The 25,589-nt window shown below is 40.9% G+C and carries 25 protein-coding genes; 6 read left to right on the top strand and 19 right to left on the bottom strand.

Annotated features, from left to right (window positions below; all coding sequences use genetic code 11):
* Positions 1 to 566: 566 nt before the first annotated feature.
* The 18 genes from HT721_RS02485 to nrdR all read right to left on the bottom strand — a co-directional run bounded on the left by HT721_RS02485 (position 567) and on the right by nrdR (position 20,587).
* Positions 567 to 3,743, bottom strand: a complete 3,177-nt coding sequence (locus HT721_RS02485) for a sialidase family protein (protein ID WP_173228813.1) — start codon at positions 3,741 to 3,743, stop codon at positions 567 to 569.
* Positions 3,700 to 3,888, bottom strand: coding sequence for a YSIRK-type signal peptide-containing protein (locus tag HT721_RS02480; RefSeq protein ID WP_079016435.1), 189 nt, complete (start codon positions 3,886 to 3,888; stop codon positions 3,700 to 3,702). Before HT721_RS02480 ends, HT721_RS02485 begins: the two co-directional genes overlap by 44 nt.
* A gap of 288 nt (positions 3,889 to 4,176) precedes the next feature.
* The gene (locus HT721_RS02475; protein WP_000576348.1) at positions 4,177 to 4,404 is read right to left on the bottom strand and encodes a hypothetical protein; all 228 of its coding nucleotides are present in this window, start codon (positions 4,402 to 4,404) and stop codon (positions 4,177 to 4,179) included.
* Positions 4,405 to 4,960: 556 nt separating this feature from the next.
* Positions 4,961 to 5,941, bottom strand: coding sequence for an acetylxylan esterase (locus tag HT721_RS02470; protein WP_173228811.1), 981 nt, complete (start codon positions 5,939 to 5,941; stop codon positions 4,961 to 4,963).
* 579 nt (positions 5,942 to 6,520) lie between these two features.
* Positions 6,521 to 8,536: an ATP-dependent DNA helicase RecG gene (gene recG / locus HT721_RS02465; RefSeq protein ID WP_173228810.1), complete on the bottom strand. Its 2,016-nt coding sequence runs from the start codon at positions 8,534 to 8,536 to the stop codon at positions 6,521 to 6,523.
* Positions 8,537 to 8,554: 18 nt separating this feature from the next.
* Positions 8,555 to 9,658, bottom strand: coding sequence for an alanine racemase (gene alr, locus HT721_RS02460; RefSeq protein WP_173228808.1), 1,104 nt, complete (start codon positions 9,656 to 9,658; stop codon positions 8,555 to 8,557).
* Positions 9,648 to 10,010, bottom strand: coding sequence for a holo-ACP synthase (acpS, locus tag HT721_RS02455; RefSeq protein ID WP_240149951.1), 363 nt, complete (start codon positions 10,008 to 10,010; stop codon positions 9,648 to 9,650). The genes alr and acpS overlap by 11 nt, the downstream gene beginning before the upstream one ends.
* 44 nt (positions 10,011 to 10,054) lie before the next feature.
* Complete coding sequence (locus tag HT721_RS02450; protein ID WP_050091698.1) at positions 10,055 to 11,086, bottom strand: 3-deoxy-7-phosphoheptulonate synthase; 1,032 nt, start codon at positions 11,084 to 11,086, stop codon at positions 10,055 to 10,057.
* A gap of 1 nt (position 11,087) precedes the next feature.
* Positions 11,088 to 12,119 (bottom strand): 3-deoxy-7-phosphoheptulonate synthase, encoded by a 1,032-nt coding sequence (locus tag HT721_RS02445; protein ID WP_173228804.1) that lies wholly within the window; start codon positions 12,117 to 12,119, stop codon positions 11,088 to 11,090.
* Positions 12,120 to 12,199: 80 nt separating this feature from the next.
* The gene (gene secA, locus HT721_RS02440; RefSeq protein ID WP_173228802.1) at positions 12,200 to 14,713 is read right to left on the bottom strand and encodes a preprotein translocase subunit SecA; all 2,514 of its coding nucleotides are present in this window, start codon (positions 14,711 to 14,713) and stop codon (positions 12,200 to 12,202) included.
* 145 nt (positions 14,714 to 14,858) lie between these two features.
* On the bottom strand, positions 14,859 to 15,149 hold the full coding sequence (locus HT721_RS02435; protein WP_173228800.1) for a hypothetical protein: 291 nt from the start codon (positions 15,147 to 15,149) through the stop codon (positions 14,859 to 14,861).
* 33 nt (positions 15,150 to 15,182) lie between these two features.
* On the bottom strand, positions 15,183 to 15,527 hold the full coding sequence (locus HT721_RS11095; protein ID WP_240149948.1) for a hypothetical protein: 345 nt from the start codon (positions 15,525 to 15,527) through the stop codon (positions 15,183 to 15,185).
* 68 nt (positions 15,528 to 15,595) lie between these two features.
* Positions 15,596 to 15,931: a hypothetical protein gene (locus HT721_RS02430; protein ID WP_173228798.1), complete on the bottom strand. Its 336-nt coding sequence runs from the start codon at positions 15,929 to 15,931 to the stop codon at positions 15,596 to 15,598.
* Between the two features lie 81 nt (positions 15,932 to 16,012).
* Positions 16,013 to 17,323 (bottom strand): ribosome biogenesis GTPase Der, encoded by a 1,311-nt coding sequence (der, locus tag HT721_RS02425; RefSeq protein ID WP_001207696.1) that lies wholly within the window; start codon positions 17,321 to 17,323, stop codon positions 16,013 to 16,015.
* A gap of 13 nt (positions 17,324 to 17,336) precedes the next feature.
* Positions 17,337 to 18,050: an NADPH-dependent oxidoreductase gene (locus tag HT721_RS02420; RefSeq protein ID WP_173228797.1), complete on the bottom strand. Its 714-nt coding sequence runs from the start codon at positions 18,048 to 18,050 to the stop codon at positions 17,337 to 17,339.
* Entirely contained in the window at positions 18,047 to 18,943 is an 897-nt protein-coding gene (gene dnaI, locus HT721_RS02415) for a primosomal protein DnaI (RefSeq protein WP_173213021.1), read from the bottom strand. The genes HT721_RS02420 and dnaI overlap by 4 nt, the downstream gene beginning before the upstream one ends.
* Positions 18,944 to 20,113: a replication initiation and membrane attachment family protein gene (locus HT721_RS02410; RefSeq protein WP_112443881.1), complete on the bottom strand. Its 1,170-nt coding sequence runs from the start codon at positions 20,111 to 20,113 to the stop codon at positions 18,944 to 18,946.
* Positions 20,114 to 20,587 carry a transcriptional regulator NrdR gene (gene nrdR, locus HT721_RS02405; protein ID WP_001203672.1) on the bottom strand — a complete coding sequence of 158 codons (474 nt, stop codon included), beginning with the start codon at positions 20,585 to 20,587 and terminating at the stop codon, positions 20,114 to 20,116.
* A gap of 140 nt (positions 20,588 to 20,727) precedes the next feature.
* Between nrdR and HT721_RS02400 the strand changes: the two genes are divergently transcribed.
* From HT721_RS02400 to HT721_RS02390, 3 genes are read left to right on the top strand one after another with little or no spacing between them, the layout of a single operon-like run.
* The gene (locus HT721_RS02400; protein ID WP_000119149.1) at positions 20,728 to 21,093 is read left to right on the top strand and encodes a GntR family transcriptional regulator; all 366 of its coding nucleotides are present in this window, start codon (positions 20,728 to 20,730) and stop codon (positions 21,091 to 21,093) included.
* A 4-nt stretch (positions 21,094 to 21,097) separates the two neighbouring features.
* Positions 21,098 to 21,793: an ABC transporter ATP-binding protein gene (locus HT721_RS02395; protein ID WP_173213023.1), complete on the top strand. Its 696-nt coding sequence runs from the start codon at positions 21,098 to 21,100 to the stop codon at positions 21,791 to 21,793.
* A 16-nt stretch (positions 21,794 to 21,809) separates the two neighbouring features.
* Entirely contained in the window at positions 21,810 to 22,577 is a 768-nt protein-coding gene (locus HT721_RS02390; RefSeq protein ID WP_173213025.1) for a hypothetical protein, read from the top strand.
* A 75-nt stretch (positions 22,578 to 22,652) separates the two neighbouring features.
* Here the strand turns inward: HT721_RS02390 and HT721_RS02385 are convergent, their stop codons facing one another.
* Positions 22,653 to 23,519: an Rgg/GadR/MutR family transcriptional regulator gene (locus HT721_RS02385; RefSeq protein ID WP_173213027.1), complete on the bottom strand. Its 867-nt coding sequence runs from the start codon at positions 23,517 to 23,519 to the stop codon at positions 22,653 to 22,655.
* 326 nt (positions 23,520 to 23,845) lie between these two features.
* On the opposite strand from HT721_RS02385, the gene HT721_RS11090 reads away from it, so the two are divergent.
* From HT721_RS11090 to HT721_RS02375, 3 genes are read left to right on the top strand one after another with little or no spacing between them, the layout of a single operon-like run.
* Positions 23,846 to 24,013, top strand: a complete 168-nt coding sequence (locus tag HT721_RS11090) for a hypothetical protein (RefSeq protein WP_240149573.1) — start codon at positions 23,846 to 23,848, stop codon at positions 24,011 to 24,013.
* A 58-nt stretch (positions 24,014 to 24,071) separates the two neighbouring features.
* Positions 24,072 to 24,224: a hypothetical protein gene (locus HT721_RS11085; protein WP_240149781.1), complete on the top strand. Its 153-nt coding sequence runs from the start codon at positions 24,072 to 24,074 to the stop codon at positions 24,222 to 24,224.
* Between the two features lie 12 nt (positions 24,225 to 24,236).
* Positions 24,237 to 25,319 carry an N-acetylmuramoyl-L-alanine amidase family protein gene (locus HT721_RS02375; RefSeq protein WP_173213029.1) on the top strand — a complete coding sequence of 361 codons (1,083 nt, stop codon included), beginning with the start codon at positions 24,237 to 24,239 and terminating at the stop codon, positions 25,317 to 25,319.
* The last annotated feature ends 270 nt before the right edge of the window (positions 25,320 to 25,589 follow it).

The following is a 25,589-nucleotide window of genomic DNA, read 5'->3' as shown; positions in this document are numbered from 1 at the left end:
ACTCTTCAAACAATGTCATCTTCGTCTTGCCGTATGTATATGTTACTGACTTCGTCAGTTCTATCTGCAACCTCAAAACGGTATTTTGAGCTGACTTCGTCAGTCTCATCTACAACCTCAAAACGGTGTTTTGAGCAGGCTACGGCTAACTTCCTAATTTTCTCTTTGATTTTTTGAGTATAAGGACATGTTGGATTCTATGTGCTGTATTGTCAACAATACACTCTTCTTGTATATCTACCAACATGATCTACAGAATTTTATTTTACTATAATTTTACCTATATTCCAAGACAAGAAATAAAATAATCAAGAACAAAAACGCATATAACCAATAACTAGCTATATGCATTTTAACACTTAAAGCGAACTGTTAAGTTGCGACCATTAGTATCCAGTCAGAAATATACAGTTTATTTACGACTAGCAAGTCATTTACTCGGCAATAAGAGCTCATCTAAATTGATTTTTTCTTAGAGTAGAAATTTCTACTAAAACTATCTAAATAAACTTTTAATCTCTATGACGGACAAAACGTGTCTCAGTTATTCATCAACATCCAAGGTTCTAGTAGTTGACCCACTCCCCATTGGAGTTAACTTTATAACCATCCACTATGGTATTAACAGCTAATCTTCCGCTTTCATTGACATAGTACCATTTGTCTCCAACTTGGAACCATTGATTTACCTTCATTGCACCAGATGATTCCTGATAGTACCAATGGTCTCCATCTTTTATCCAACCAGTCGCCATTGAACCGTTAGAATGGAGATAGTACCACACACCACTGGATTCAACCCAGCCAGTAGACATTGCTCCACTCTCACTCAAACAATACCATTGGTTACCATCTTTCACCCAACCAGTTGCCATCGCACCAGTAGAACTCAAGTAGTACCATTTACCCGCTTCCTGATGCCAGCCTTTCACCACTTCACCAGCAGATGTATAAAAATACCACGCACCATTTTCTTGCTTCCAACCAGTCGTTACTGGAACTTTAGTCTCAGTTTTAAGAGGAGTTAAAGTAACATCTCCTACATAAGATTGGAGGTAACGAGGAGCAAAATAAGTAAGAGGAGAGTTTGCTACCATTCTGCCTGAAGGCTCCATAGACACTTGATTCTTCTCTGACTTCCTTTCTGTCATCTCCTCAGATACATCTTCTCTTACTGTATTCATGGTATCGACAGGATTTTCTTTCGCATCTTCAGGAATTCTACTACCAGCTAGTGTAACTGGTAAATCATGCATACTGTCAATTCTACCGACCAGTAGACCTGTAATTTCTTGACCTGCATCTTCTTTATTGAAGGTAAAAAGTAGAGTTTTTTGATCTGCCTGGGTCAAGAAGGTAGCTTTGTGTCCATTCGCTAAAGTCAAAGTCGGAATAGAATTCACTAGTACCTCAGAATCAAATTGTATCGCTAAGATACCTTGTTCTGCATCCTCTTCTTCTGTTTCCAATTTACGAACTTCCCTGATAGTTACACTTGTTGGATATACCGGATCTTTTGTTAAAAATTCCCAGTTAAATTTTCTAAATGATAGGGTATAGGCATTTTGTCCTTTTTCAGTATGTTCATACAAGATACCATACTCACCGTTTCCTAATTCTTGAAGCGAATTATAGGCAAACTCTCCTTTTTGAATTGATCTATGATGTAACCAAGTCAAGTCTCCGTTGTCCTCTACACGAGCCAAATGAGCCATTCCATTCGTCCGTTTAGGTCCTCCTGAATTGGTTAAAATGATGTATTCTTTTCCTTCGTGCATGGTGTGAATAGCAGCCATTTGGACATAAACATCTTTAACCTGATTGTATCTCTTGATTTCCTTGTCCCAAGTTTGCCCACCATCTTTACTTGTGACAACCTGTAAATCACCCGTTAATCCTCTCATAAAGAGTTTCACATCACCATTATTTAACTGTACAGCAACTGACTCTGTATTTTGGGCAGGACTATTATTCATAGTTGAGGAATGAATTTTCCTTCTGCCTACTGTCCTATCATCATTAACAGCAGCTCCAGCCTGCCATGTTTCTCCATGGTCATCTGAATAAATCAAACGAGAAGACTGAGATCCGCTTAGATGGGAGATAGCGTTGGTGGTATAAGTAGGAACTAGGATACGACCCTTGTGCTCTCCTGTTCTAAGCACAATTCCTGTACCTGGACCTGTTCCTAAAAATTTCATCCAATCTTGGCGAATTGATGGTGTAATATCTCTTGGTTTCGACCAAGTTTTCCCATCATCATCACTATAGGAAAGCCACAAATAGCTCGTATAGGCTACACGAAATGGATTTTTAGCAGATTGAGCAAAGTAGATATTCCCAAGAAGCTCTTCTCCTTTATAGAGGTCACCCTTATCTCTGTAGGCTTCTTCTTTTGGATCCACTACAACGCGATAATCTGTTTTTTGATTATTTGCATCATATACTTCTCCGTTTTCTCGAACAGTATATGCTTGATTTTCCCCTTGTTTATATAGTAATTGATAGTGCTTGTCTCCAACTTGTTGATAAGCTTTTTGAGGTTTGTTTGGCATTCCAAAGACAGCTCGACCCTCTGGAAACATATCGTAGATTGAAAAAATTCTCTTTGTGGTATGATCTTGAACCAAGACCATATCGATATTAAGTGGAGATGGTGCCTGCGGATCTTTTGCTTCTGGATTGTCTCGCAGGTTGGTCAAGGTTAAGGTTGGCTGCCAAGTAGTTCCCCCATCCTCACTTCTCCTAACGACCATAGCAATATCTCCCCAATCAGAATGGTGGAGACGACGCTGATCTGCTCCTGCTAGTAATGTTCCTTTATCCGTACGTAGCAAAGCTGGAATCCGATAACTCTTAATTCCTTCACTATTTGGCTTATCATTGACACCACTCATAAACAACTCTTGCTTTTCTGTCAAGACAGCTCCTTCAGGAAGTGATGGTTCAATATCTGTTACATCAAATAACTGGCTACGTTTTTTGACTTCCTCTGGAGTTAGAGCACGATTGTATACAGTCAGATTACGAATAGAAAGATCTGAGCCCCACTTCAGTTCTCCTGCTCTATTAGTTGCACCTAACTGGAGTTTATCCACATCTGGCATGTCTGCCAGGAATTTCCCTGACTTTTTATTCGTACGAGATAATACACCATTCACATAAAGACGAACTTGACCATTTGGACTATCCTTTCTTGGTCTTTCAACAGTAAAAGTAACCGAATTATACTTGCCTGGTCTAATCTTCAAAGGCGCATCTGTATAACTTCCATAAAATTGACTACCATCAGCTCCACGTCCCTCTATCAAAGCTGTCCCATTATTGATTGCCATTGTAAAGTACTCATTTACTTTAGTTGTACTAGAAGCAGAAAAGAGATTGTAAAAACTAGGACCATCAGCAGCCGGTTTGAACTCCACATGAACAGTTGCATTTTGGAGTCCCTTTACTTTCTCCAACTCATCAGACAAGTCTACTCTTTTTTCGTTTGAATCATTCGTCTCTAAGTCATCTTTTTCTATCACTGTTTCGACATTTTCTAAATCTCGTGCATAGTAATCTCTTGGAATTTTTTCTTCTTGCTTGTCTTCATGTTCTTGCTCATTGCCAGAAAGTTCAGTCTCTGAAACAGACTCTACATGCTCTGCAGGAAGAGTTATATTTTCTCCTTCCTCAGAAGGCTGGCTCTTTTCTGTATCAGTTAGGGTTGAGCTCCCCCCCCCCCGAAAGTTGAGTTTCATTTGCCAGAGGTTGCTCACTTGCCCCTTCTTGAGCTAAAACAGGAGACGTTCCAAATACCACTGCTCCTACAATCATAGAAACCGCTCCTACCGATAGTTTCCTAATGCTATAACGACACTTACGTTCTTGAACACTCCGATTCATACTGATCCTCTCTATATCTATATCCCGATTTCTGAAATAAGACATTTACTCCAGAAAATACACTTAGTTTGTCTTTTCTTAACTTTCTTTTACTACAGTTCATTTAAATGACAAAAATGAACTAAACAAACTATCTCAAATCGGTGTCAATTTTCCCCTCTCCTTTCTCCAATCAGACTCCTGCCAATCTAGTTTATCTACCAGGACACCGCTGCAATTAAACTAAAATATCTCTTTATAAGCAAATTATTGGACATCAGCTTATGCTATTTACACCATACTTCCTGCTCAATCCTTATCGAACACTTTTTCAAATAGCTTTTCATAAGCATAAATACTTGTAGAAATAATGGGAAATATAATCAAGCTCACAATCAGAATCTTATCCAGCTTAAAGGGGACAATCCCAAATAAGTGAAGAAATAAATCAATCAGAAAACTGTCGAAAAAAACTGTCAAAAGTAGTTCAATTTGTCTTTTTCTCTGCTTTTTTGTCTTGAATGCCTTAAATATCATATTATTCCCCTTTTCTAAGCTTCAATCCCTTCTCTCTATCTGTCATTTCGCATAGCTGCTACTATTTTTACAGCAATCTATCTTTAAATATACATAAAGATAAGATTCTATCACTTTTTATAAGTGTTAGCAAATTTATTATACCTCATTTCTAAAACGCTTTCAATGCAGTGTGGTATAATAGATTTTAGTTTCAAGAAACTCTTTTATATAATAATCTCCTTGAAAGTAGTTTCAGCTGAACATTTATAGTTCATAAAAAGAAAACAGAGACTCATCTGTTTTTTATACTCAATGAAGATCAAAGACCAAGCTAGCCGCAGGCCGCTCAAAACACTGTTTTGAGGTTGTAGATAAGACTGACAAAGTCAGCTCAAAACACCGTTTTGAGGTGGCAGATAGAACTGACGAAGTCAGTAACATATATATACGACAAGGCGAAGCTGACGTGGTTTGAAGAGATTTTCTAAGAGTATGAATTTCAAAGTATATATGAACTAGAATATTTGCTGACTAGACTCTATACAAAAAGAGAGCTACTAGGCTCTCTCATTCATCACTTCACATACTTAAAAGGAATTTCACTACCACAAAGCCAGTTGTAGACTTGGTCATTGACAAATACATTCATGGCTTCGTGGGCATACTCAGGCATGATGCGATAGGCTTTATCGCAGGTCAGACGGTTGTAAATCGCAAACTGGGTAATAGGATAGCAAACATCATCGTCCAAGCCCGTAATCATCTTAACCTCACCCTTGATACGATGGGCAAGATTTTTCACATCGATATAGGCCAGGGTCGCCATGATTTCCTCCTCTGTTTCATGGAAGGGGTCGTGAAACTTGAAATAACGGAAAAGTTCGTCGTAAGCTTCGCTAGTATTACCAATCTCAAGCACTCGTCTGAAGTCTGACAAGAAGGGATAGATGGCAACTGTTTTCTGAATTCGAGGATTGAGCGCTGCTGCAACCAAGGCCAAAGCCCCTCCTTGCGAGGCACCATAGCTGGAAAGTCGCTTCTCATCTACCTGAGGCAGACTAGCAATAATTTCAACCAACTGGTAAATATCCAGATAAACATCCTTATAAAAGAGGTGATCCCGACTCTCCACAGCACCACGGATGATATGCCCCTTAACCGTATTTCCTAGAGGAGAACACAAGCCGTCTTGCGAGTAACCTGACTGGCCCCGCACATCCATGGAGACAACACCGTAACCAGCCACGGTGAAGGCTAGCATGTCGGCCCAGTCCCAGCCACGTCCCATATAACCATGGAAATGGAAGATTAGCGGAACCTTCTCCTCACTCTTTGGAAGAACGACGCGTGCATAGACCTTGCCTCCATTGGTTCCTTCAAAGGTTAATTCATAGCACTTGACTTGAGGAATGTGGAAATCTCTTTCCTCCAACTGATAGGTTGGAAGCGTGGAAACTTTTTTCACTTCCTCATCCCAGAAAGCATCAAAGTCTTCTGGAACCTCGTCCCTTCCTAAATAGGTCTTGATTTCTTCTAATAAAGCTGGATTTTTCATAGCATACTCCTTTTGTTTTGTAATCGTTACCACAACTGTAGCATATCTAGGGAAGCAATGCAAGAAAGAAGGGTAAATAGAAAGTGAATTTAGCTTCTTTACTTTTAGGATGATGGGTTGAAAGTAGTTTTAGAAACGAAAAAAGAGCATTTCCGCCCTTTTTCTCCTGTTCAATCTTATTTTGTTGCTTCTTTCTTTTGGAAAGTGGTTTGGTAATTTACTTTAATCGTTACTGTCATATGAGAGTCCTCGTTTCTTTTTGATGACTCTAGTATAAGGGGCAAACCTGAAAGCTAGCTTAAGTTTTCCTTAGAGAAAGCTTAATCCAGATGTTCTTGCTTTTCCAGATGAAGGGCAATCATGCGCCACTCTGGATCTTCTTGCCAAGCTTCTGTGTAGCGAAAAAAGAGCATTTCGCTCTCTCTTCTGTTTATACTAGTTTTTTGCTTCCTTCTTCTGGAAAGTGGTTTGGTAATTTACTTTAATCGTTACGGTCATGTGAGAGTCCTCGTTTCTTTTTGATGACTCTAGTATAAGGGGCAAACCTGAAAGCTAGCTTAAGTTTTCCTTAGAGAAAGCTTAATCTAAATGTTCTTTCTTTTCCAGATGAAGGGCAATCATGCGCCACTCTGGATCTTCTTGCCAAGCTTCTATCGAACTAATGTAGCTAGCAACTTTTCTGGCTTCTTCTAAAATCGGAAAATCTTCGATAATATCAGCTACTTGAAACTCTGGGAGTCCTGACTGTCTGGTTCCAAAAATCTCACCAGAACCACGCATTTTCAAATCTTCCTCCGCAAGGACAAATCCATTGGTCGTTTCTGTCATGATGCGCATGCGATCTTTCCCAGAATCCGTCTTGGGATTGGCAACGAGAACTGCATAAGACTGCTTATCTCCCCGACCCACACGACCTCTAAGCTGGTGAAGCTGGCTGAGACCGAAACGATCGGCATCCATGATGATCATGACAGTCGCATTTGGAACATTAACCCCGACCTCGATAACTGTCGTCGAAACCAGAATATCCGTTTTTCGCTCCTTGAACTCCTGCATAATCTGGTCTTTTTCGTCACTCTTCATCTTACCATGTAAAAGAGCCACCTCTGCCTCGCCTGCAAAATGAGCCGTCAGCTCTTCTGATAAGGCAATGGCATTTTTCAAATCCAGAGCTTCTGATTCTTCAATCAAGGGAGAGATGACATAGGCTTGAGAACCTTTTTGGATTTCCCCCTCTAACCAAGTCAAGACCTGAGGTAGTTGCTCATGTTTGATCCAGCGCGTCACAATAGGCTTCCGACCCGCAGGCATCTGGTCGATAATGGAAACATCCATATCGCCAAAGGCTGTGATAGCCAAGGTCCGTGGAATGGGAGTCGCCGTCATCATGAGGACATCAGGATTGTCCCCTTTTTCCCGGAAAATACGCCTTTGTCCCACACCAAAACGGTGCTGCTCATCGATGATAATCAATCCAAGGCGAGCATAATCCACCCCATCCTGAATCAGAGCGTGAGTCCCGATAATCAAATCAGCCTCACCCTTGGCAATGGTCTCTAAAACTTCTCTCTTTTCTGCAGCTTTTAAGGAACCTGTCAAGAGAGCCAGTTTCAAGTCGGGAAAAAGGTTCTGTAAACTCTCAAAATGTTGCTCTGCAAGGATTTCAGTTGGTACCATGAGGGCTGATTGGTAGCAAGCTGTCACCGCCGCATACATAGCCAAGCCAGCGACTACCGTTTTCCCGCTCCCCACATCCCCTTGCAGGAGACGATTCATGTGATGGTCGGACTTCATGTCTGTCAAAATTTCCTGCAAACTCTTTTCCTGAGCTTGAGTCAAGGCAAAAGGCAAGCTTTCTTTGACAGCTGTCACCTTTTCCTGAGACCAATCCAGAACCAGACCGCTTCCCTGGACTCTATTTTCAGACTTGAGCGTCTGCAACTGCATCTGAAAATAAAAGAGTTCCTCAAATTTGATACGGCGAAGGGCCTGCTTGTATTCTGCCAAATCCTTTGGGAAATGCATAGCTCGGACAGCCTGACAACGGGACATGAGTTTATATTTATCCAGTAAAGACTGAGGAAGATTTTCTTCTATCAAGAGGTCCAGTCCCTGATCAAAGGCTGTCTTGATGACCTTGACTAGACTGGCTTGACTGATTCCCTGAGCCAGACGATAGACAGGTTGGAGGTCATCTTCCACCTGAGCCAAAACCTTCATCCCTGTCAGACTAGCCTTGGCGCGGTCCCATTTTCCAAAGACAGCAAGGGTTGCTCCCAACTCTATCTTGTCAGCCAGATAGGGCTGATTAAAGAAATTCACCGCAAAAACGACTTCTCCCTGCTTGAGACTAAAGCGCAGGCGATTACGCTTGAAACCATAATACTGGACACTGGCAGGTGTCACGACTTGACCAGAAAGAACTGCCTTCTCGCCGTCTTCTAGTTCCAATACCTGCTTGGTTTTGAAGTCTTCATAACGGAAAGGAAAGTAGAGCAAGAGGTCTTGCAAATTTTCAATTCCTAGTTTGGCGTATTTTTCTGCTGACTTTGGTCCCACACCAGGTAAGACATGCAAGGGTTGATGTAGATTCATGCTCCACTCCTTTCTTTTCTAATAATATTCTCTCGGAATGCGGTCGCTGAGAAGACAAACCACCTCGTAGTTAATGGTTCCACGGTAGGTCGCTACCTGAGTAGCTGTAATTTCCTTGCTTCCGTCGGAGCCAATCAAGATTACCTTGGTTCCAAGTGGATAAAGCTTAGGCAGACGAATAGTGATTTGGTCCATCGAAACCCTGCCGACAATTGGGCAAGCTTGGCCATCTACCAAGACAGAGAAATTTTGCATGTCTCGTGTCCAACCATCCGCATAGCCGATTGGAACAGTCGCGATGACTTGCTCGCTAGCCGCCTGATAGGTCGCTCCATAGCCCATGCAAGTTCCAGCTGGAACTGTCTTGACATGGACCAGAGCAGACTCCAAGGTCAAGGCTGGTGTCAAGTCATAGGGTAAATCCAAGGCCTCTCCACTAGGATTAAGACCATACATGGCATCTCCCATACGGACCGCATTAAAAATAGTCTCTGCATGCCAAAGAGTCGTTGCAGAGTTACTAGCATGAACTAGCTCTGGCACTTCCTTCATACTAGCCAAAATAGTTTTAAACCGTTCTAACTGGGCATTAAAGTAGTCATCTGATTCTTCATCTGCAGTAGCAAAGTGGGTAAAAATCCCTTCAACACGAGCACCGTGTTGTTGGAGTAAGTCTTGAGCCTGCTCAGCCTCACCAGCCTCTCTAAAACCAATCCGTCCCATCCCTGAGTCAATCTTGAGGTGGACTGTCAAACCTGATAAATCTGCTTCCTTATCTAAGAGTGCTTGAATCCACTCCAGTCCAGCCACCGTCAAGGTGATGTCGTATTCTTTAGCTAGAGCAACAGCTTCTAGTTCAGAAACTCCTAAAATAAGGATTTTCTTGCTGAGTCCAGCCTGTCTGAGTTCAAGGGCCTCATCAATATTGGAAACGCAAAAACCATCAACATCATCTTGAATTGCCTTGGCAACAGCAATAGCTCCATGCCCGTAAGCATTGGCCTTGACCACTGCCCACTTGAGCGTTCCCTCAGGGATATGAGCCCCCATTTGCTGAATATTGTGTCGAATAGCTCCCAGATGAATCAGAGCCTTGGTTGGTCTATGCGGACTAGCTTTCATGATTTTCCTCCAAAATGACACTGGCTGTCACAAACTGATCGGTATGGCTGATAGACAGCCAAATCTTTCCTGAAAATGGTGCCTGACTAAAATAAGGTGCTCCGCGTTCATTGTTTAAGACTTCCAAATCCTGAAAACCGAGCTTGCCAATGCCCGTTCCCATAGCCTTGGAAAAGGCCTCCTTAGCCGACCAGCGACCTGCCAAATATTCGATTTGCCTGCGCCCTTTGAGACTGGTGAAGCGCTCCATTTCCTTAGCGGTCAGCACGCGCTTAGCAAAGCCTTCATGTCGTGTAACTGCGTTTTCTATCGAAGCCAATTCTTCGATGTCAATTCCGTGTCCAACTATCATTCTCATCAAAAGGAGTTGAGATTCCCCAACTCCATCCTTTTCACTTATTTTGTCAAGGTAGCATAAATCTCTTCTACCAAGGCTTCTGTATTTTCCCAACCTAGGCAAGGGTCAGTAATAGAGCAGCCAAAGACCTCTGGTTGGTTTTGACGACCATCTGCTAGGTAAGATTCAATCATAAAGCCTCGAACCGTCTTTTTGATTTTCTCATTCCAATCACGATTTTGCAAGGTCTGGCGAACAATTCGAATCTGCTCCATATATTGCTTGCCTGAGTTATCATGGTTGGTGTCAATGAGGATAAAAGGATTTTCAAGTCCCATAGTTTCATAGCGTTCAATGGCTTGGAGTAGGTTTTCATAGTAGTAATTCGGCATATAATTGCCATATTCGTTGACTGCTCCACGGAGGATAACATGGGACAAAGGATTTCCTGAAGTCTCAACTTCCTGCCCATGATAAAGGAAGGTTTGCTTGTTTTGAGCAGCATAGATGGCGTTAAACATAACACCCAAATTTCCAGAAGTTGGATTTTTCATCCCCACTGGTGCATCAATCCCAGAAGCCACAAAGCGGTGCTCTTGGTCTTCCACAGAACGAGCTCCAACGGCATGATAGCTGACCAAGTCATCCACCAAGATTAGATTTGACGGATAAAGCATCTCATCTGCCGTCGTCAAACCAGTCTCTGTAATCACGCGGTAGTGCAACTGGCGCACAGCCTGCAAACCGTTAATCAGGCTTGGAGCCTTAGAAGTATCTGGCTGGTGCACCAAGCCCTTATAGCCGTCTCCATTGGTACGAGGCTTAGCAGTATACACGCGCATAACCATGAAAATCTTGTCCGCTACCTTCTTTTGCAAGGCGGATAAACGGCGAGCATATTCCAAGACCGCCTCTTCATTATCAGAAGAGCAAGGACCAATCACCAAGAGGATACGGTCATCTTCCCCTGAAATAATGTCTGCCAATTCCCTGTCACGGCTTTCCTTGAGTCTCAAGGCTTCCGCAGACAATTGGGTTTCAGCCTTGATGACTTCCATATCGATTTCTTGACCTTTTTCAATAAATGCCATCTTATTCTCCTAACGTTTTGTAAATTTCTCTGACAAGAGCTTCTGTGTTATCCCAACCTAGGCAAGGGTCTGTGATAGACTTGCCAAATACTTCTGGCTCATTTTGTCGACCATCTTCCAGATAAGACTCAATCATAAAACCACGAACGAACTGCTTAATTTTTTCATTCCAAGCACGGTTAATCAAGGTCTGGCGGACAATTCGGATCTGTTCCATATACTGCTTACCAGAATTGTCATGATTGGTATCAATGATGATAAAGGGATTTTCCAAGCCCATTTTCTCATACTGGGCAATGGTGTCAATTAAATTGTCATAATAGTAGTTGGGAATATTTTTTCCATACTCATTAAGAGCACCACGAAGAATGGCGTGCGAAAGCGGGTTCCCAGTTGTTTCCACTTCTTTTCCTAGGAAAAGGAAACTTTGTTTGTTTTGAGCAGCATAAATCCCATTAAACATAACATTGAGATTTCCAGATGTTGGATTTTTAAACCCTGTTGAAAACCCTGCCCCACTTGCCACAAAGCGGTGTTGCTGGTCTTCAACTGAACGGGCACCAACTGCCATGTAAGAAATCAAATCATCTACAAGCGGAAGGTTTTCAGGATAAAGCATTTCATCAGCAGTTGTCATCCCTGTTTCCGTGATGACACGATAGTGAAGATGGCGAACTGCTTTGATTCCGTTGATGAGGCTTGGCGCTTCTGTCGCGTTAGGCTGGTGAATCAAGCCCTTATAGCCATCTCCGTTGGTACGAGGTTTGGCAGTATAAACACGCATAACCATAAAGATACGGTCTGCCACTTCTTCTTGTAAGACTGCCAAACGCTTAGCGTACTCAAGAACAGCTTCTTCATTGTCAGATGAGCATGGCCCGATTACCAAGAGAATTCGTTGGTCTTCTCCACGTATAATGGCTTCTAGCTCTTGATCACGCTGAGATTTTCTCCCCAAAGCTTGGCCTTCTAATTTTGACAAGGCACGAACTTCTTCAATATTGATTTTAGGACTTTTTGCTGTAAATACCATAACTCATCTCCTTATAAAGCAAACGGATACCAAGTAAAAATTTACTTTTCACAAGGTATCCGCATCTAAACTATCTCATTTTATTGTCTTTTACCGTGACAGTTTTTAAACTTCTTACCAGAACCACATGGGCAAAGTTCATTGCGTCCAATCTGGCTCAAATCCAAATCTTCTGGCATACTTGCTTGGTGAGCAGCAATATTACGAGTCGCTGTTGTACTGATATGGCGTTCTGCCTGTGGTCTTTCTTGTTCATGAATTTGTGCTTTCATCATCAAACGTGTCACATCAAACTCAATCGAACCAATCATGTCATTAAACATACGGAAACCTTCTGCCTGATACTCAACAACAGGATTGTTCTGAGCATAGCCACGAAGTCCAACCGCGTTACGCAATTGATCAAGGGCATCGATATGATCTGTCCACTTGTTATCTACCACTCGTAGAATCAAGACTTTTTGGAATTCTTTAACTGCTTCTTCATCACGTAGTTTTGAAACCTGACTATCGTAAACCTTCAAGGCACGTTGGAAGAGTTCTTCCTTAATAGCCTTATCAGACAAGCCTGACAAGTCGTCCATCGTAATTGAATCTTCTGGAAGCAAGTTGTACTTAGCAAAGTTCAAAATCGCCTCTAGTTTTTCATCTTGCTTGGCACGCGCATGACCATCAACGACACGTTCAATCGTGCGTTTGATCATAGACTGAATTTCAGGTGCCAAGTCACGATCTGCAGTGATGACATCGTAACGTTGAGCGTAGATAATCTCACGTTGTTCACGCATGACATCATCGTATTGAAGGACTTGTTTACGAGTATCGTAGTTATTTCCTTCGACACGTTTTTGCGCTGCCTCAACCTGACGTGTCAACATACGAGACTCAATCGCCTCTTCAGACATGTTGAGACGTTCAAAGATTCCCTTCAAGCGTTCAGAACCAAAACGTTTCATCAAATCATCTTCAAGAGATAGGTAAAATTGTGACTCACCTGGGTCTCCTTGACGACCTGAACGTCCACGAAGCTGGTTATCGATACGACGGCTTTCGTGGCGTTCTGTACCAATCACACAAAGTCCACCCAATTCGCGAACCCCTTCACCAAGCTTGATGTCGGTACCACGACCGGCCATGTTGGTTGCGATGGTAACGGCACCACGTTGCCCAGCATTCATGATGATTTGGGCTTCTCTATAGTGGTTTTTGGCATTCAAGACTTCGTGAGGAACGCCAGCTGCAACCAATTTCTTAGAAATGTAGTCACTTGTTTCAACCGCTACTGTACCAACCAAGACAGGCTGACCTTTTTGGTAACGAGCCTTAACGTCTTCGACAACCGCCTTAAACTTAGCCTCGATACTTGAATAAAGAAGGTCTGAGTGGTCAATACGTTGAACAGGACGGTTGGTTGGGATTGGAATAACACGAATGTTGTAGATTTCACGGAATTCTTCTTCCTCCGTCTTACCTGTACCCGTCATACCAGACAATTTCTTGTACATACGGAAAAGGTTTTGGTAAGTGATTGAGGCAGATGTCTTGGTTTCATCCTGAATTGGCACACCTTCTTTGGCTTCAATAGCTTGGTGCAAGCCATCAGAATAACGACGACCTTCCATGGTACGACCTGTAAATTGGTCGACAATCAAGATTTCTTGTTCTTCGCTCACCACGTAGTCAATATCGAGAAGCATAATGTAGTTGGCACGAAGGGCGTTATCGATAAAGTGAGTCAGAGCTACGTTTTCGATGTCATAGAGGTTTTCAAGTTTGAAGTAGCTTTCAGCCTTGTCAATCCCTGAATCAGACAAACCAATAGTCTTAGACTGCACATCGATGATGTAGTCGTCTTTGTCCAAAGATTTCACATAGTGGTCTGCCATATGGTAGAGCTGACTGGTTTCAACTGCATTAGCACCTGATACAATCAATGGTGTACGGGCCTCGTCAATCAAAATTGAGTCAACCTCATCGACCAAGGCATAGTTGAGCGGACGTTGTACCATGTTTTCAGCACGAACGACCATGTTGTCACGAAGGTAGTCAAATCCGATTTCTGAGTTGGTTGAGTAGGTAATATCACACTCATAGGCTTCTTTTTTCTCCATTGGAGATTTGGCAGCCAAGTTAATCCCTACTGACAAACCAAGCCATGAGTACAATTCACCCATCTCAGTCGCATCACGTTCTGACAAGTACTCATTGACCGTAACTACGTGAACCCCTTTACCTGAAAGGGCATTGAGGTATACCGGCATAGTCGCAGTCAAGGTTTTCCCTTCCCCTGTACGCATCTCTGGCACGTCACCATGGTGAAGAACGATCCCCCCCATAACCTGAACCTTATATGGGAAGAGACCTAGGACACGTTTGGCACCTTCACGGACAACCGCAAATGCTTCATAAAGTAATGAATCCAGTGATTCTCCATTTTGATAACGTTCTTTAAATTCAACTGTTTTTGCTTTTAGTTGGTCGTCAGTCAAAGCAGCCATTTGGTCTTCGTATTTGAAAACCTTGTCAGCCATCTTTTCCAGACGACGGATTTCTCCTTTATCATTTTCGATAATTGTTTTTAAAATATTAGCCATGTTTTTCCTTACTTTAAATTCCGAATATTTTAGAATGTTCTTTTAATTTTAGCACAATTACTGATTATTTTCAAGGAAGAATCCCCATTTTGAAAAGGAAAAAGAGGCTAGTTTCCAAGCTAACCTCTCTGACTTTTATGATGCTTTAATTGCCAACAAAAATCGGCAAAATCGCAAATAGGATAAATAGATTTATCCAAAGAGAAAAACAGCAGATCAATCCAAAAACAAAGAGACTGACTTTCTTGGACAGCAAGGCCATCAAAATAGACAGAATACCAAAAACTAGCAAGACTTTCTGTATGCTGAAGAGGTCAATCTTTCCCCCCAGAATCGGACTGCCCCAAGGAAGAAAGAAGAAAGCAATCCAGATCAACAGAACTAAACCAATATAGACCTTAGAATAGCGTGTAATAAATGATTTTAGATGTTCCATAAGCCACCTCCTATAAATAAAAACCGATATAAATCAATGCCTTTCGCCTTTAGATTGTCCTAGTTCCCGTCTCAAGCGAAACATGTTTTTGAAAAAGATATAGTCTAACCAGTCACTGCCTAGAGATAAGACTATCAAAAGCAACCAAACACCCCAAGCACTAGCATCTGATTCATGATTTAGAACAAAAGGGAAAAATAAGAATGAAAAAATTGTCATATCCAAGCTAAACAGAGCTAAAAGGGAAATATAAATCCAGTAAAAATAGTAGAAGATGGAGAAAATTTTACTGTTTCTGTCAGCATTGTCTATCCAATAGAAAAAATAAAAACAAGGAAATAAGAGTATCAAATTAAACCAATTAAACGACAGTTTCATCAGCGACACCTCCTCTTTAAAATTGTTTTCTTTAGTTTCGTTCTATTAAATGTTATTACCAATATAAATCAATGCCTTCCACCTTTAGACTTCCCTAACTCCTTTCTTAGTCTAAGCATTTTTTTGAAACAGGAATAAGTTAACCTATTCAGACCAATAGCTAGCAGAATAAAAAGAAACCAAATGCCCCATAACTTGATATCTGTCAAATTTCTCAAGACGATATTGAAAAACAGAACTGAAACAACTGTCCAAGCAAGGCTAAAAAGAGCATAGAGGGGAATGTAAAACCAGTAAAAATAGTAAAAAATTGGGAAAAATTTACTTTCTCTATTATCCTTTTCAATCCAGCTGAAAAAGTAAAACCAGGGAAATAAGATTATCAATTTAAATAAATGTTTCATCGACACCTCCTTTTTGATAGCGTTTTCTATTATTTTATTATATCAAAAAAATCTGGAAATGTCATTCCAGATTCTACTTTTTTATTTACGTTTTCTTGCGATGAGATGGATTGGTGTTCCTTCAAAGACAAAAGCCTTGCGGATTTGATTTTCCAAGAAACGCAGGTAAGAAAAGTGCATGAGTTCTTCTTCGTTAACAAAGATGACAAAGGTTGGTGGTTTGGTTGCCACTTGGGTCGCATAGAAAATCTTGAGGCGTTTTCCCTTGTCTGTCGGTGTTGGGTTGATGGCAATGGCATCCATAATCACATCGTTCAAGACAGCTGATGGAATACGTGTGTTTTGACTTTCACTGATTTGCTTGATCATCTCAGGAAGTTTGTGGAGACGTTGCTTGGTCAAAGCTGATACAAAGATAATCGGTGCGTAAGGCAAGTATTGGAACTGCTCACGAATATCTTCTTCCCAGTTTTTCATAGTGTGGTTGTCTTTTTCAAGTGTATCCCACTTATTGACCACGATAATCATCCCTTTACCAGCTTCATGGGCAAATCCTGCGATACGCTTGTCGTATTCACGAATCCCCTCTTCCGCATTGATGACCATTAAGACCACATCTGAGCGGTCAATAGCACGCATGGCACGCATGACAGAGTATTTCTCAGTATTTTCATAAACCTTACCAGATTTACGCATACCAGCTGTATCAATCATAGTAAACTCTTGACCATCTGTATCTGTAAAGTGGGTATCAATGGCGTCACGAGTTGTTCCAGCAACTGGACTGGCAATAACACGGTCTTCTCCCAAGATGGCATTGATCAAGCTTGATTTTCCAACGTTGGGACGACCAATCAAGCTAAACTTAATCACATCTGGGTTTTCTTCTTCATATTCATTTGGAAGATTTTCTACGATGGCATCTAGCACATCCCCTGTACCGATACCATGGACAGATGAGATAGGCAATGGTTCACCCAAACCAAGAGCATAGAAATCATAGATATCATTTCGCATCTCAGGGTTGTCCACCTTGTTAACCGCGAGGATAACTGGTTTGTGGGTCTTATAAAGCTTACGGGCTACGTATTCGTCTGCATCGGTAATTCCTTCCTTACCAGACACCACAAAGACGATAACATCGGCTTCTTCCATGGCAATTTCTGCCTGGTGCTTGATTTGTTCCATGAAAGGAGCATCGACGTCATCGATTCCTCCTGTATCAATCATGCTAAACGAACGATTGAGCCACTCACCCGTTGCATAGATACGGTCACGTGTCACTCCTTCGACATCCTCTACAATGGAGATTCGCTCACCAGCGATCCGATTAAATAGGGTTGATTTCCCAACATTGGGACGTCCTACAATGGCAATAGTTGGTAGGGCCATAATTTCTCACTTTCTACAATAACTTCTTCTGTTCAAGATTTTTTCTAGTTGAGCTTGGTTCAGCTTGACCAAACTGTTCTGCTAGGCGTTGACTCCAGCTTGTTGTCGCACGCGCCCCAGCATAGTCCGCCTGTACACGGTCATAAGCCTCAATCACATCAACTGTTTGTTCCTGGTATTCTTCCTCAAAGACCACTTGATTCAATGGCAAGCGAGGTTTGACTTCATGCTCTTCATTTGGTAAACCTAGTGCCATCCCAAAAACAGGATAGGTGTAGTCAGGCAGGTTAAAAAGCTCTGCCACTTCTTCTGACTTGTACCGTACCAAACCAATGATGACACCTCCATAGCCCAAACTTTCAGCTGCCAGCAGGGCATTTTGACCAGCAAGGGCCGCATCGACCGAACTAATCAAAAGACCTTCTACACCTTGAGGTTGGAAGATGTCGGTATGAAGTCGTGCTCCCTTTTCTGCTCGGTTCAAATCTCCGACAAAAAGAAGAAAAACAGCTGACTGGCGAATGGCTTCTTGAGGTACCAATTCATACAAGGCATCTTTCTTTTCCTGACTTCGTACCACAACAACAGAGTAGGATTGAAAATTCTTCCAAGACGAGGCCATCTGGGCTGCAGTCAGGATTTCAGTCAAGTCTTCCTGAGGAAGGGCTTGCTCCTTAAATCTACGCACTGAAGTATGAGCTTTCATCAGTTTAATCGTTTCTGTCATCGACGGTTCACTCCTTCTAAACGAGTCTCCTCAGCCAAATAACGGATGCGTTCCATGACGCGTCTGGCTTCCCAGGTTTCGTCATTTCCATGCTTCCCTTTAGCGAAATGCTGCTCCAATTCTTCAAAGTTGAAGTTGGAGGTGAAAAAAGTCGGTAAATTTTCCTGCATCCGATATTGGAGAATGACCTGCAGGATTTCGTCACGCACCCAAGCTGTTGATTGTTCGGCACCAATGTCATCTAAAATCAGGACTTCAGAAAGCTTAAGCTCATCCACCAAGGTCTTGACATTACCATCACCGATAGCATTTTTGACATCGATGACAAAGCTAGGATAGTGGAGAAGAGTGGATGAAACACCACGTTTTTCTGATAAATCATGGGCTAAGGCAGCCACCATGAAACTTTTACCCACACCAAAGTCTCCATATAGGTAAAGACCTTTTCGAATAGCTGGATATTGCTCCACGAATGCTAATAACTTTTCAAAAACTGGTAAGCGCCCCAAATCATCCAAGTCTACTTGAGCCAAACTAGCTTTCCTGAGACTGGCTGGCAGATTGATTAACTTGAGACGGTTCTTAATAGCCGCTTCTTTTTCCGCCGCAATTAGTTCAGGAGTTTCTTCATAAGAAACGTCCGCATAGCCATGATTCATGACTAGTATAGGCTTGTAGCCTTTGGCAATATAATCCGTATCACCACGAAGAAACTTATCACGCTCGGTGATGTACTGATTAAACTTGGAGATACTGCGTTTCAATTCCTCTGGAGTCAAGGATTCTTGCTGGATAAAGGCCGCAACATCAGGGTCCTTCATGATTTTCTGAACCAAATCTTGATAATGAAAACGGCTAGGTTGACGTTTGAGTACGTCTCCGACACTTTCCATCTAATCTCCTCCTTTTTCTAATCGAGCTAATAGTTCTTGTTTCTTACGTTCTAGTTCCAGACGAGTTTCCTCGCTGGTTTCATTCTTATAATCTGGATTGCTCCACTTGGGTACATTGGACTTGGTAGGACTCGGTTTACTAGCCTTTTGAGCCTGATTCTTCTGCCCTCTCTCACGGATGCGCAAGACTGCCTCTTCTGCCGAATGTATCTTTTGATAGGCATAGTCATTGGCCACTTTCATGGCATATTTCTCATTGATGTTTGCTGAATCCACCTTATTAAAGGTCAATAAGAGAATGATATTGATGACTTCGTCCAGCAAGCCCAAGCCAGCCATCTGTTGCAAGAGTTCTCTTTCTGTTTGGGTAATGGTTCCCTTACGTGTTTGCTTGATTTCTGCCAAGAACTGCAGGGCAGTTTTACTTTTTGCTTCCTTGATAATGGTTGCTTCCTTAGGACTAAAATCAGAAGAAATCGGTTTTTGAGCGATTTTTTCCCGCATGCGTTTGGTTGAAATGACCTGGGAAACAGCTGTTGACTTAGCCAATTGATAGGTCTCAAACCAAGTCCATTTCTTCTCCTCGGCAATGGCAAAGAGGTTTAAGACATCGGACTGCTCATCCGCAAAGCGAAGGCCATCTCTAGCCATAAGCTGACGAAAATGGTCCAAGTCAAAATCGTTGGCCACTTTCTTCTTGAGACTAAGGTCTTCTTGACTTCCCAGTTCTTCCAAATCTGGAAAGACTTGATTGAGCGAGATAGGTATTTCTTCTCCCTCAGCACTCTCAACTTTCAAATCCTCCACAGCTGCATCGCCAATCTTTTTTTCCAAGAGTCTACGATAAACAGGGTGTTCCAAAAAATCCTGACTCGAAAGAGGAGCATGGAGGGCTAGCTGATAAACTTCCCCCTTTTGATAGAGGGTCAAGAGATTGAAAGCAGATAGGATTTTCAGGGCTTTTATCAATCTATCCATTCCAAAATTGAGATGGTTGAGAATACTTGAAAAGAGGTATTCCTTTCTGCCATTATCCCAAAAACTGATTGTATAAAGATAAAGGCTCAGTGCCTCCTGACCGATAATCGGGAGGTAGCACTGTACCAGAGATGAGGTATCTTGCGACACCCGATTATTCTTTAGATAAGAAAAACGGTCAATTGGCTTCATTTATCTTTCCTTTTTCTTTTTAGAGGACTGGGTGATTTGTTGGAGTAAGCTCTCTAACTCACTGACATCCTTAAAACTACGATAGACACTGGCAAAACGTACATAGGTAATCTCATCCAATTCAGCCAACTCCTCCATGACGAGTGAACCAATGTCCTCACTTTGAATTTCGTTTTCATTTCGACCACGGAGTTTCTGTTCGATACGATTGACTACCATGTTGATTTCATCACTTGACACAGGACGTTTCTGGGCTGAGCGGATAATCCCATTAAAGATTTTATCTCTGGAGAATTGTTCCCGTGTGCCATCTTTTTTAACAACCACTAAGGTTCTTTCTTCTACTCGTTCGTAGGTTGTAAAACGGTGCTGGCATTCATCGCACTCACGTCTTCTACGAATAGTGTTCCCTTCTTCTGCTTGGCGACTATCGATAACACTTGACTTGGTAGCCCCACATTTTGGACAACGCATCCTTTCCCTCCTTATCGTTTTCTTTTCATTATACCATTTTTTAAACGATTCCCAAAACAATTCTTCTTTTTGCTTGACAAGTTTTTTGTTTTGTTGTATTATTTAATTAAGACAAATAGATAAAAAGAAAGGAGACCAAGATGTCCTGGACATTTGACAACAAAAAACCCATCTATTTACAGATTATGGAGAAAATCAAGCTTCAGATTGTTTCCCATACACTGGAACCCAATCAACAACTTCCAACCGTGCGAGAGCTAGCTAGCGAGGCTGGTGTCAATCCCAACACCATCCAAAGAGCCTTGTCAGATCTCGAACGAGAAGGATTTGTCTACAGTAAGCGAACAACTGGACGATTTGTGACTGAGGATAAGGAGCTAATCGCCCAATCACGCAAACAATTATCGGAAGAAGAATTGGAACACTTCGTTTCCTCCATGACCCATTTTGGCTATGAAAAAGAAGAACTACCAGGCGTAGTCGGCGATTATATTAAAGGAGTTTAAGCCTATGTCATTACTAGCATTTGAAAATGTATCCAAATCTTATGGATCAACACCAGCCCTTGAAAATGTTTCCCTTGACATCCCAGCTGGAAAAATTGTTGGTCTCCTTGGGCCAAACGGCTCAGGGAAAACAACATTGATTAAACTAATCAATGGCCTCTTACAACCAGACCAAGGACGCGTCCTTATCAACGACATGGACCCAAGCCCAGCAACCAAGGCCATCGTAGCTTATTTGCCAGATACGACCTATCTCAATGAGCAAATGAAGGTCAAAGAAGCCCTAACCTACTTCAAGACCTTCTATAAAGATTTCAATCTTGAACGCGCCCATCATCTGCTTGCAGACCTAGGCATTGATGAAAATAGTCGTCTCAAGAAATTATCAAAAGGGAACAAGGAAAAGGTCCAACTAATTTTGGTTATGAGCCGTGATGCTCGTCTCTACGTTTTGGACGAACCCATTGGTGGGGTGGACCCAGCAGCCCGTGATTATATCCTCAATACCATTATCAACAACTACTCACCGACTTCTACCGTTTTGATTTCAACCCACTTGATTTCAGATATCGAGCCAATCTTGGATGAAATTGTCTTCCTCAAAGATGGAAAAGTCGTCCGTCAAGGCAATGTAGATGATATTCGCTATGAGTCAGGTGAATCCATTGACCAACTCTTCCGTCAGGAATTTAAGGCCTAAGCAAAGGAGATTATTTATGTTTTGGAATTTAATTCGCTACGAATTTAAAAATGTTAACAAGTGGTATTTAGCCCTCTACGCTGCTGTGCTAGTCCTTTCTGCCCTTATCGGGATACAAGCACAGACCTATAACAATCTGCCTGTCAAAGAAAGCCAACCTGTTTTACTTACTTTTCTAGCCCTCGTCTTTGGTGGCTTGATGATTACACTTGGAATTTCAACTCTTTTCTTAATCATTAAACGCTTTAAAGGCAGTGTCTATGACCGACAAGGCTATCTGACTTTGACCCTTCCAGTATCTGAACACCATATCATCACAGCCAAACTAGTCGGTGCCTTTATCTGGTCGATGATTAGCACTGCTATCCTAGCTCTAAGTGCTGTTATTATTGTGACCATAACGGTTCCAGAATGGATCCCTCTTTCTTATGTGATTACATTTGTAGAAACACATCTCCCTCAGATCCTTCTTACAGGTATATCCTTCCTACTAAATACCATTTCCAGTATCCTCTGCATCTACTTGGCTATTTCCATTGGACAGCTTTTCAATGAATACCGTACAGCACTCGCTGTTGCAGCCTACATTGGGATCCAAATCGTCATTGGATTTATTGAACTTTTCTTCAATCTTAGTTCTAATTTCTATGTCAATTCACTTGTAGGACTTAATGACCATTTCTATATGGGAGCAAGTATAAGTATTGTTGAAGAACTCATTTTCATAGCTATCTTTTACCTCGGAACCTACTACATCTTGAGAAACAAGGTTAATTTGCAATAATTTTAAAATCAAAAAGGATAACATCTCATCGCAGAGAGGCTATCCTTTTTCTTTTATTTCATTTTCTGTCTAACTTTATTTAAAAACAAATCCTTTTAAATCTGATTTAAAGGTCTTGTTTAATTTCTCTATTGTGACACTATCATTATATTCCTTACATATTCTCATAGCTTTGGAACATTCTTTTTTACCTAACTCTACTTGATTCGTTTTTATGAGATAAATACCTTTTAAAAAAAGCAAATAATTCTTTTCAAAATAATATCCTTGTCTGGTCAGTAAATTTTCTAAATCATCTATAAAAAATTGAGCGCTATCTAACAAATTATTTTTTAATAGTAATTCTAAATTAAATAAATATAAAGGAATTACTCTATGTGTTCCCATATCTGTTTTTAAAAAATGTCGTGTTTTCTTGATTACCACTCTATATAGTAAACTTATGATCCTAGTATTCATAAAAAACACCGAATTATAGAAAATTTTAAGTTCATACTCCATCCAATTATCTACAGAAAGCAAATACTTGATTAGCTCATTACATTTAGAGGCATTGTAAGGAAGGTTTGCAAGCCGGTTGATCTGTTGTTCAGCAATCAACTTTATGTGACAATTGCATAAACTTTTTTCCTGCTTTTGTTTTAGTTCTATTTTATTTATTAGTTCTTGTAACAAAATGATATCTGAAGAGTTTACAGCATGCTCTAATTCTTCAAAAAAGCATTCTTTTTTGGAATAATAGCAATGAACTAATTCTTCAAATTCCGAAAATGATATCCCCAGGCGATTTAACAACATGTAAAAATGATCAATAGATAATTTTGTAATCCCATTTTCGAAACGAGAAATAGTTGACTCACTAATCTTATCACAAGCCAAATCTTTAAGACGAAAATTTTTTGAAATACGAATATCCTTTAAAACTGCTCCAAAATTTTCCATACTATTCCTCTTCCATTTCTGCAAAAAATAAAACCTGTTTTTTTATTTGTGATATGATTATGATTATACAAAAATAAAACAGAAAGGACAATATGATTATGAAAAAAATTTTATTGTCATCAGTTGCTTTACTGAGCCTAGTGGCAACATTACCAGTAAATAATCCAGTTTCTGCTCAAGAATCTATCTCTCCCTAGGATTATAGCCACTCCAATGGCAGTTGGATTCAATCGAATAGCCGTTGGTGGTATAAACACTCTGACGGTTCTTACACTAAAACAGGTGAAACATCAACGAGAGCAGTACCTATCGAAGATGTTAATGCTATGGAAAAGGTTTTTAGTAATCAAAACTTTAGTAAAGTTGTTCGTTTCCCAGATAAAACAAAAGCTGAGATTATTGCAAATATGCAAGAACTATTTAAATCTTCTATCGAAAACGATGTGAACCACCTTTACTTGTCATGGAGAAAAAAACTGTACGATATCTATTAGTAGCTATAAAACGGTATTTACAGGCTGGGATTCACTTCAAAATGGAATTATTTCGTCTATGGCAAACACCAATACTAACGGAAAAATCACTTTAGAGGAACTGTATCAATACTCTTATCCTCTAGTCCTTGAAGCTGCATCCAGCAGTAACAAGGAGCAACATGTATCAATTTATCCAGAAAACAGTCAATTTGTTTTATTTCAAAAATAAGGAGTTAAGAAAATGAAAGTATCAAAAAAAATCACATTATTTGGTTTGTCTTTAGCTGGTCTAGCCTTACTGGCTTTCCCTCATTCAGGAAAGGCCTTCGAGTTGGAAGAAGAATGGGTTATCAAGGGTGGGATTAAGTATCAAGATGGCAAAATTCTTCGATTTGACAATGGACATGAAGTAGATATCAAAGTCTTGAATTTGCCAAAAACCGAGAAAATCGAGTGGACGGTCAGTCTCAATGGTCAAGATCAAACTGTCAATTTCCTAGGTCAAGAAAAGGACAAGTCTATGATGGGGGTAGAGGGGCGTTACCTGAATTTCTATGTACCTTATGGCTATAGAGGAGATATCAAGGTAGAAGCCAAGAGCGGAAACGAAGTAAAGACCTGGTCCACTAAAGTAGTAGATGATGTGTATCATGATGGCGGAAAGAGTGGTTACTTCCGTATTGACGAATCAAATGATCAACACACCTACCTTGATGCAAAATGGGACTATCAAACTAAGACCTACACTGCTACCTTACCAGAGACTGTCAATGGTCAAAAAGTATTTGCTTGGGCAGACGACTATGTAGAATTGAAACTTCAAAAACCAGGAGTTATCAGTCATTCCTACAGAGGGGGAGGAGCCTTCAAAATACTTTATCCGATTGTAAAAGCAGAAAGCTGGCTAAAAAAGAATTACAGTGAAAGCTGGTACTATCAAAAACAAGGTCAACTAGTGCAGAACGATTGGGTTAAGGACAAGGGAACTTGGTACTTTATGAATGATAACGGAGTCATGTTCAATCAAACTTGGCTCTATCAGGGTGGCAACTGGTATGCCTTTAAATCATCAGGAGCCATGATTGCTAGTGACTGGCTATATGATAATCACTCTTGGTATTACCTAAAAGACTCAGGTTCTATGGCGACAGGTTGGATCAAAGATAGTGGATCTTGGTATTATCTAAACAACTCAGGTTCTATGGCAACAGGCTGGGTAAAAGATAGCGGATCTTGGTACTACCTTGCTTCATCAGGTAAGATGCTTCACAATACCTACACACCAGATGGTTACTATGTAGATGCCAGTGGCGCTTGGAAATAATCTAAAGTACACATTTTATTCCATCAGCTATTAGTGTACATGCTCAGACTAATTGTTATCAGAGCTACAAAAAAATCTAGATAATAATACAAAAAGCGAATCGAAACAACGAATTTTGTTTTGTTCGCTTTTTGTTTTAATCTGTGTCAGTACGATATTTTCATTTAATTGTATATCCCCAAAAATTACATTTTTATATGAAGTATTTGAGATAAAGGAGTATAATAACTTTAAAACTGATTACATGTATATCGATAAGGAGGGCAACTC

It is taken from the genome of Streptococcus sp. 4094 (genome assembly GCF_013277125.1).
In the GTDB taxonomy this organism is placed as follows: Bacteria; Bacillota; Bacilli; order Lactobacillales; family Streptococcaceae; genus Streptococcus.
This window is presented reverse-complemented; position numbering and strand designations above follow the sequence as displayed.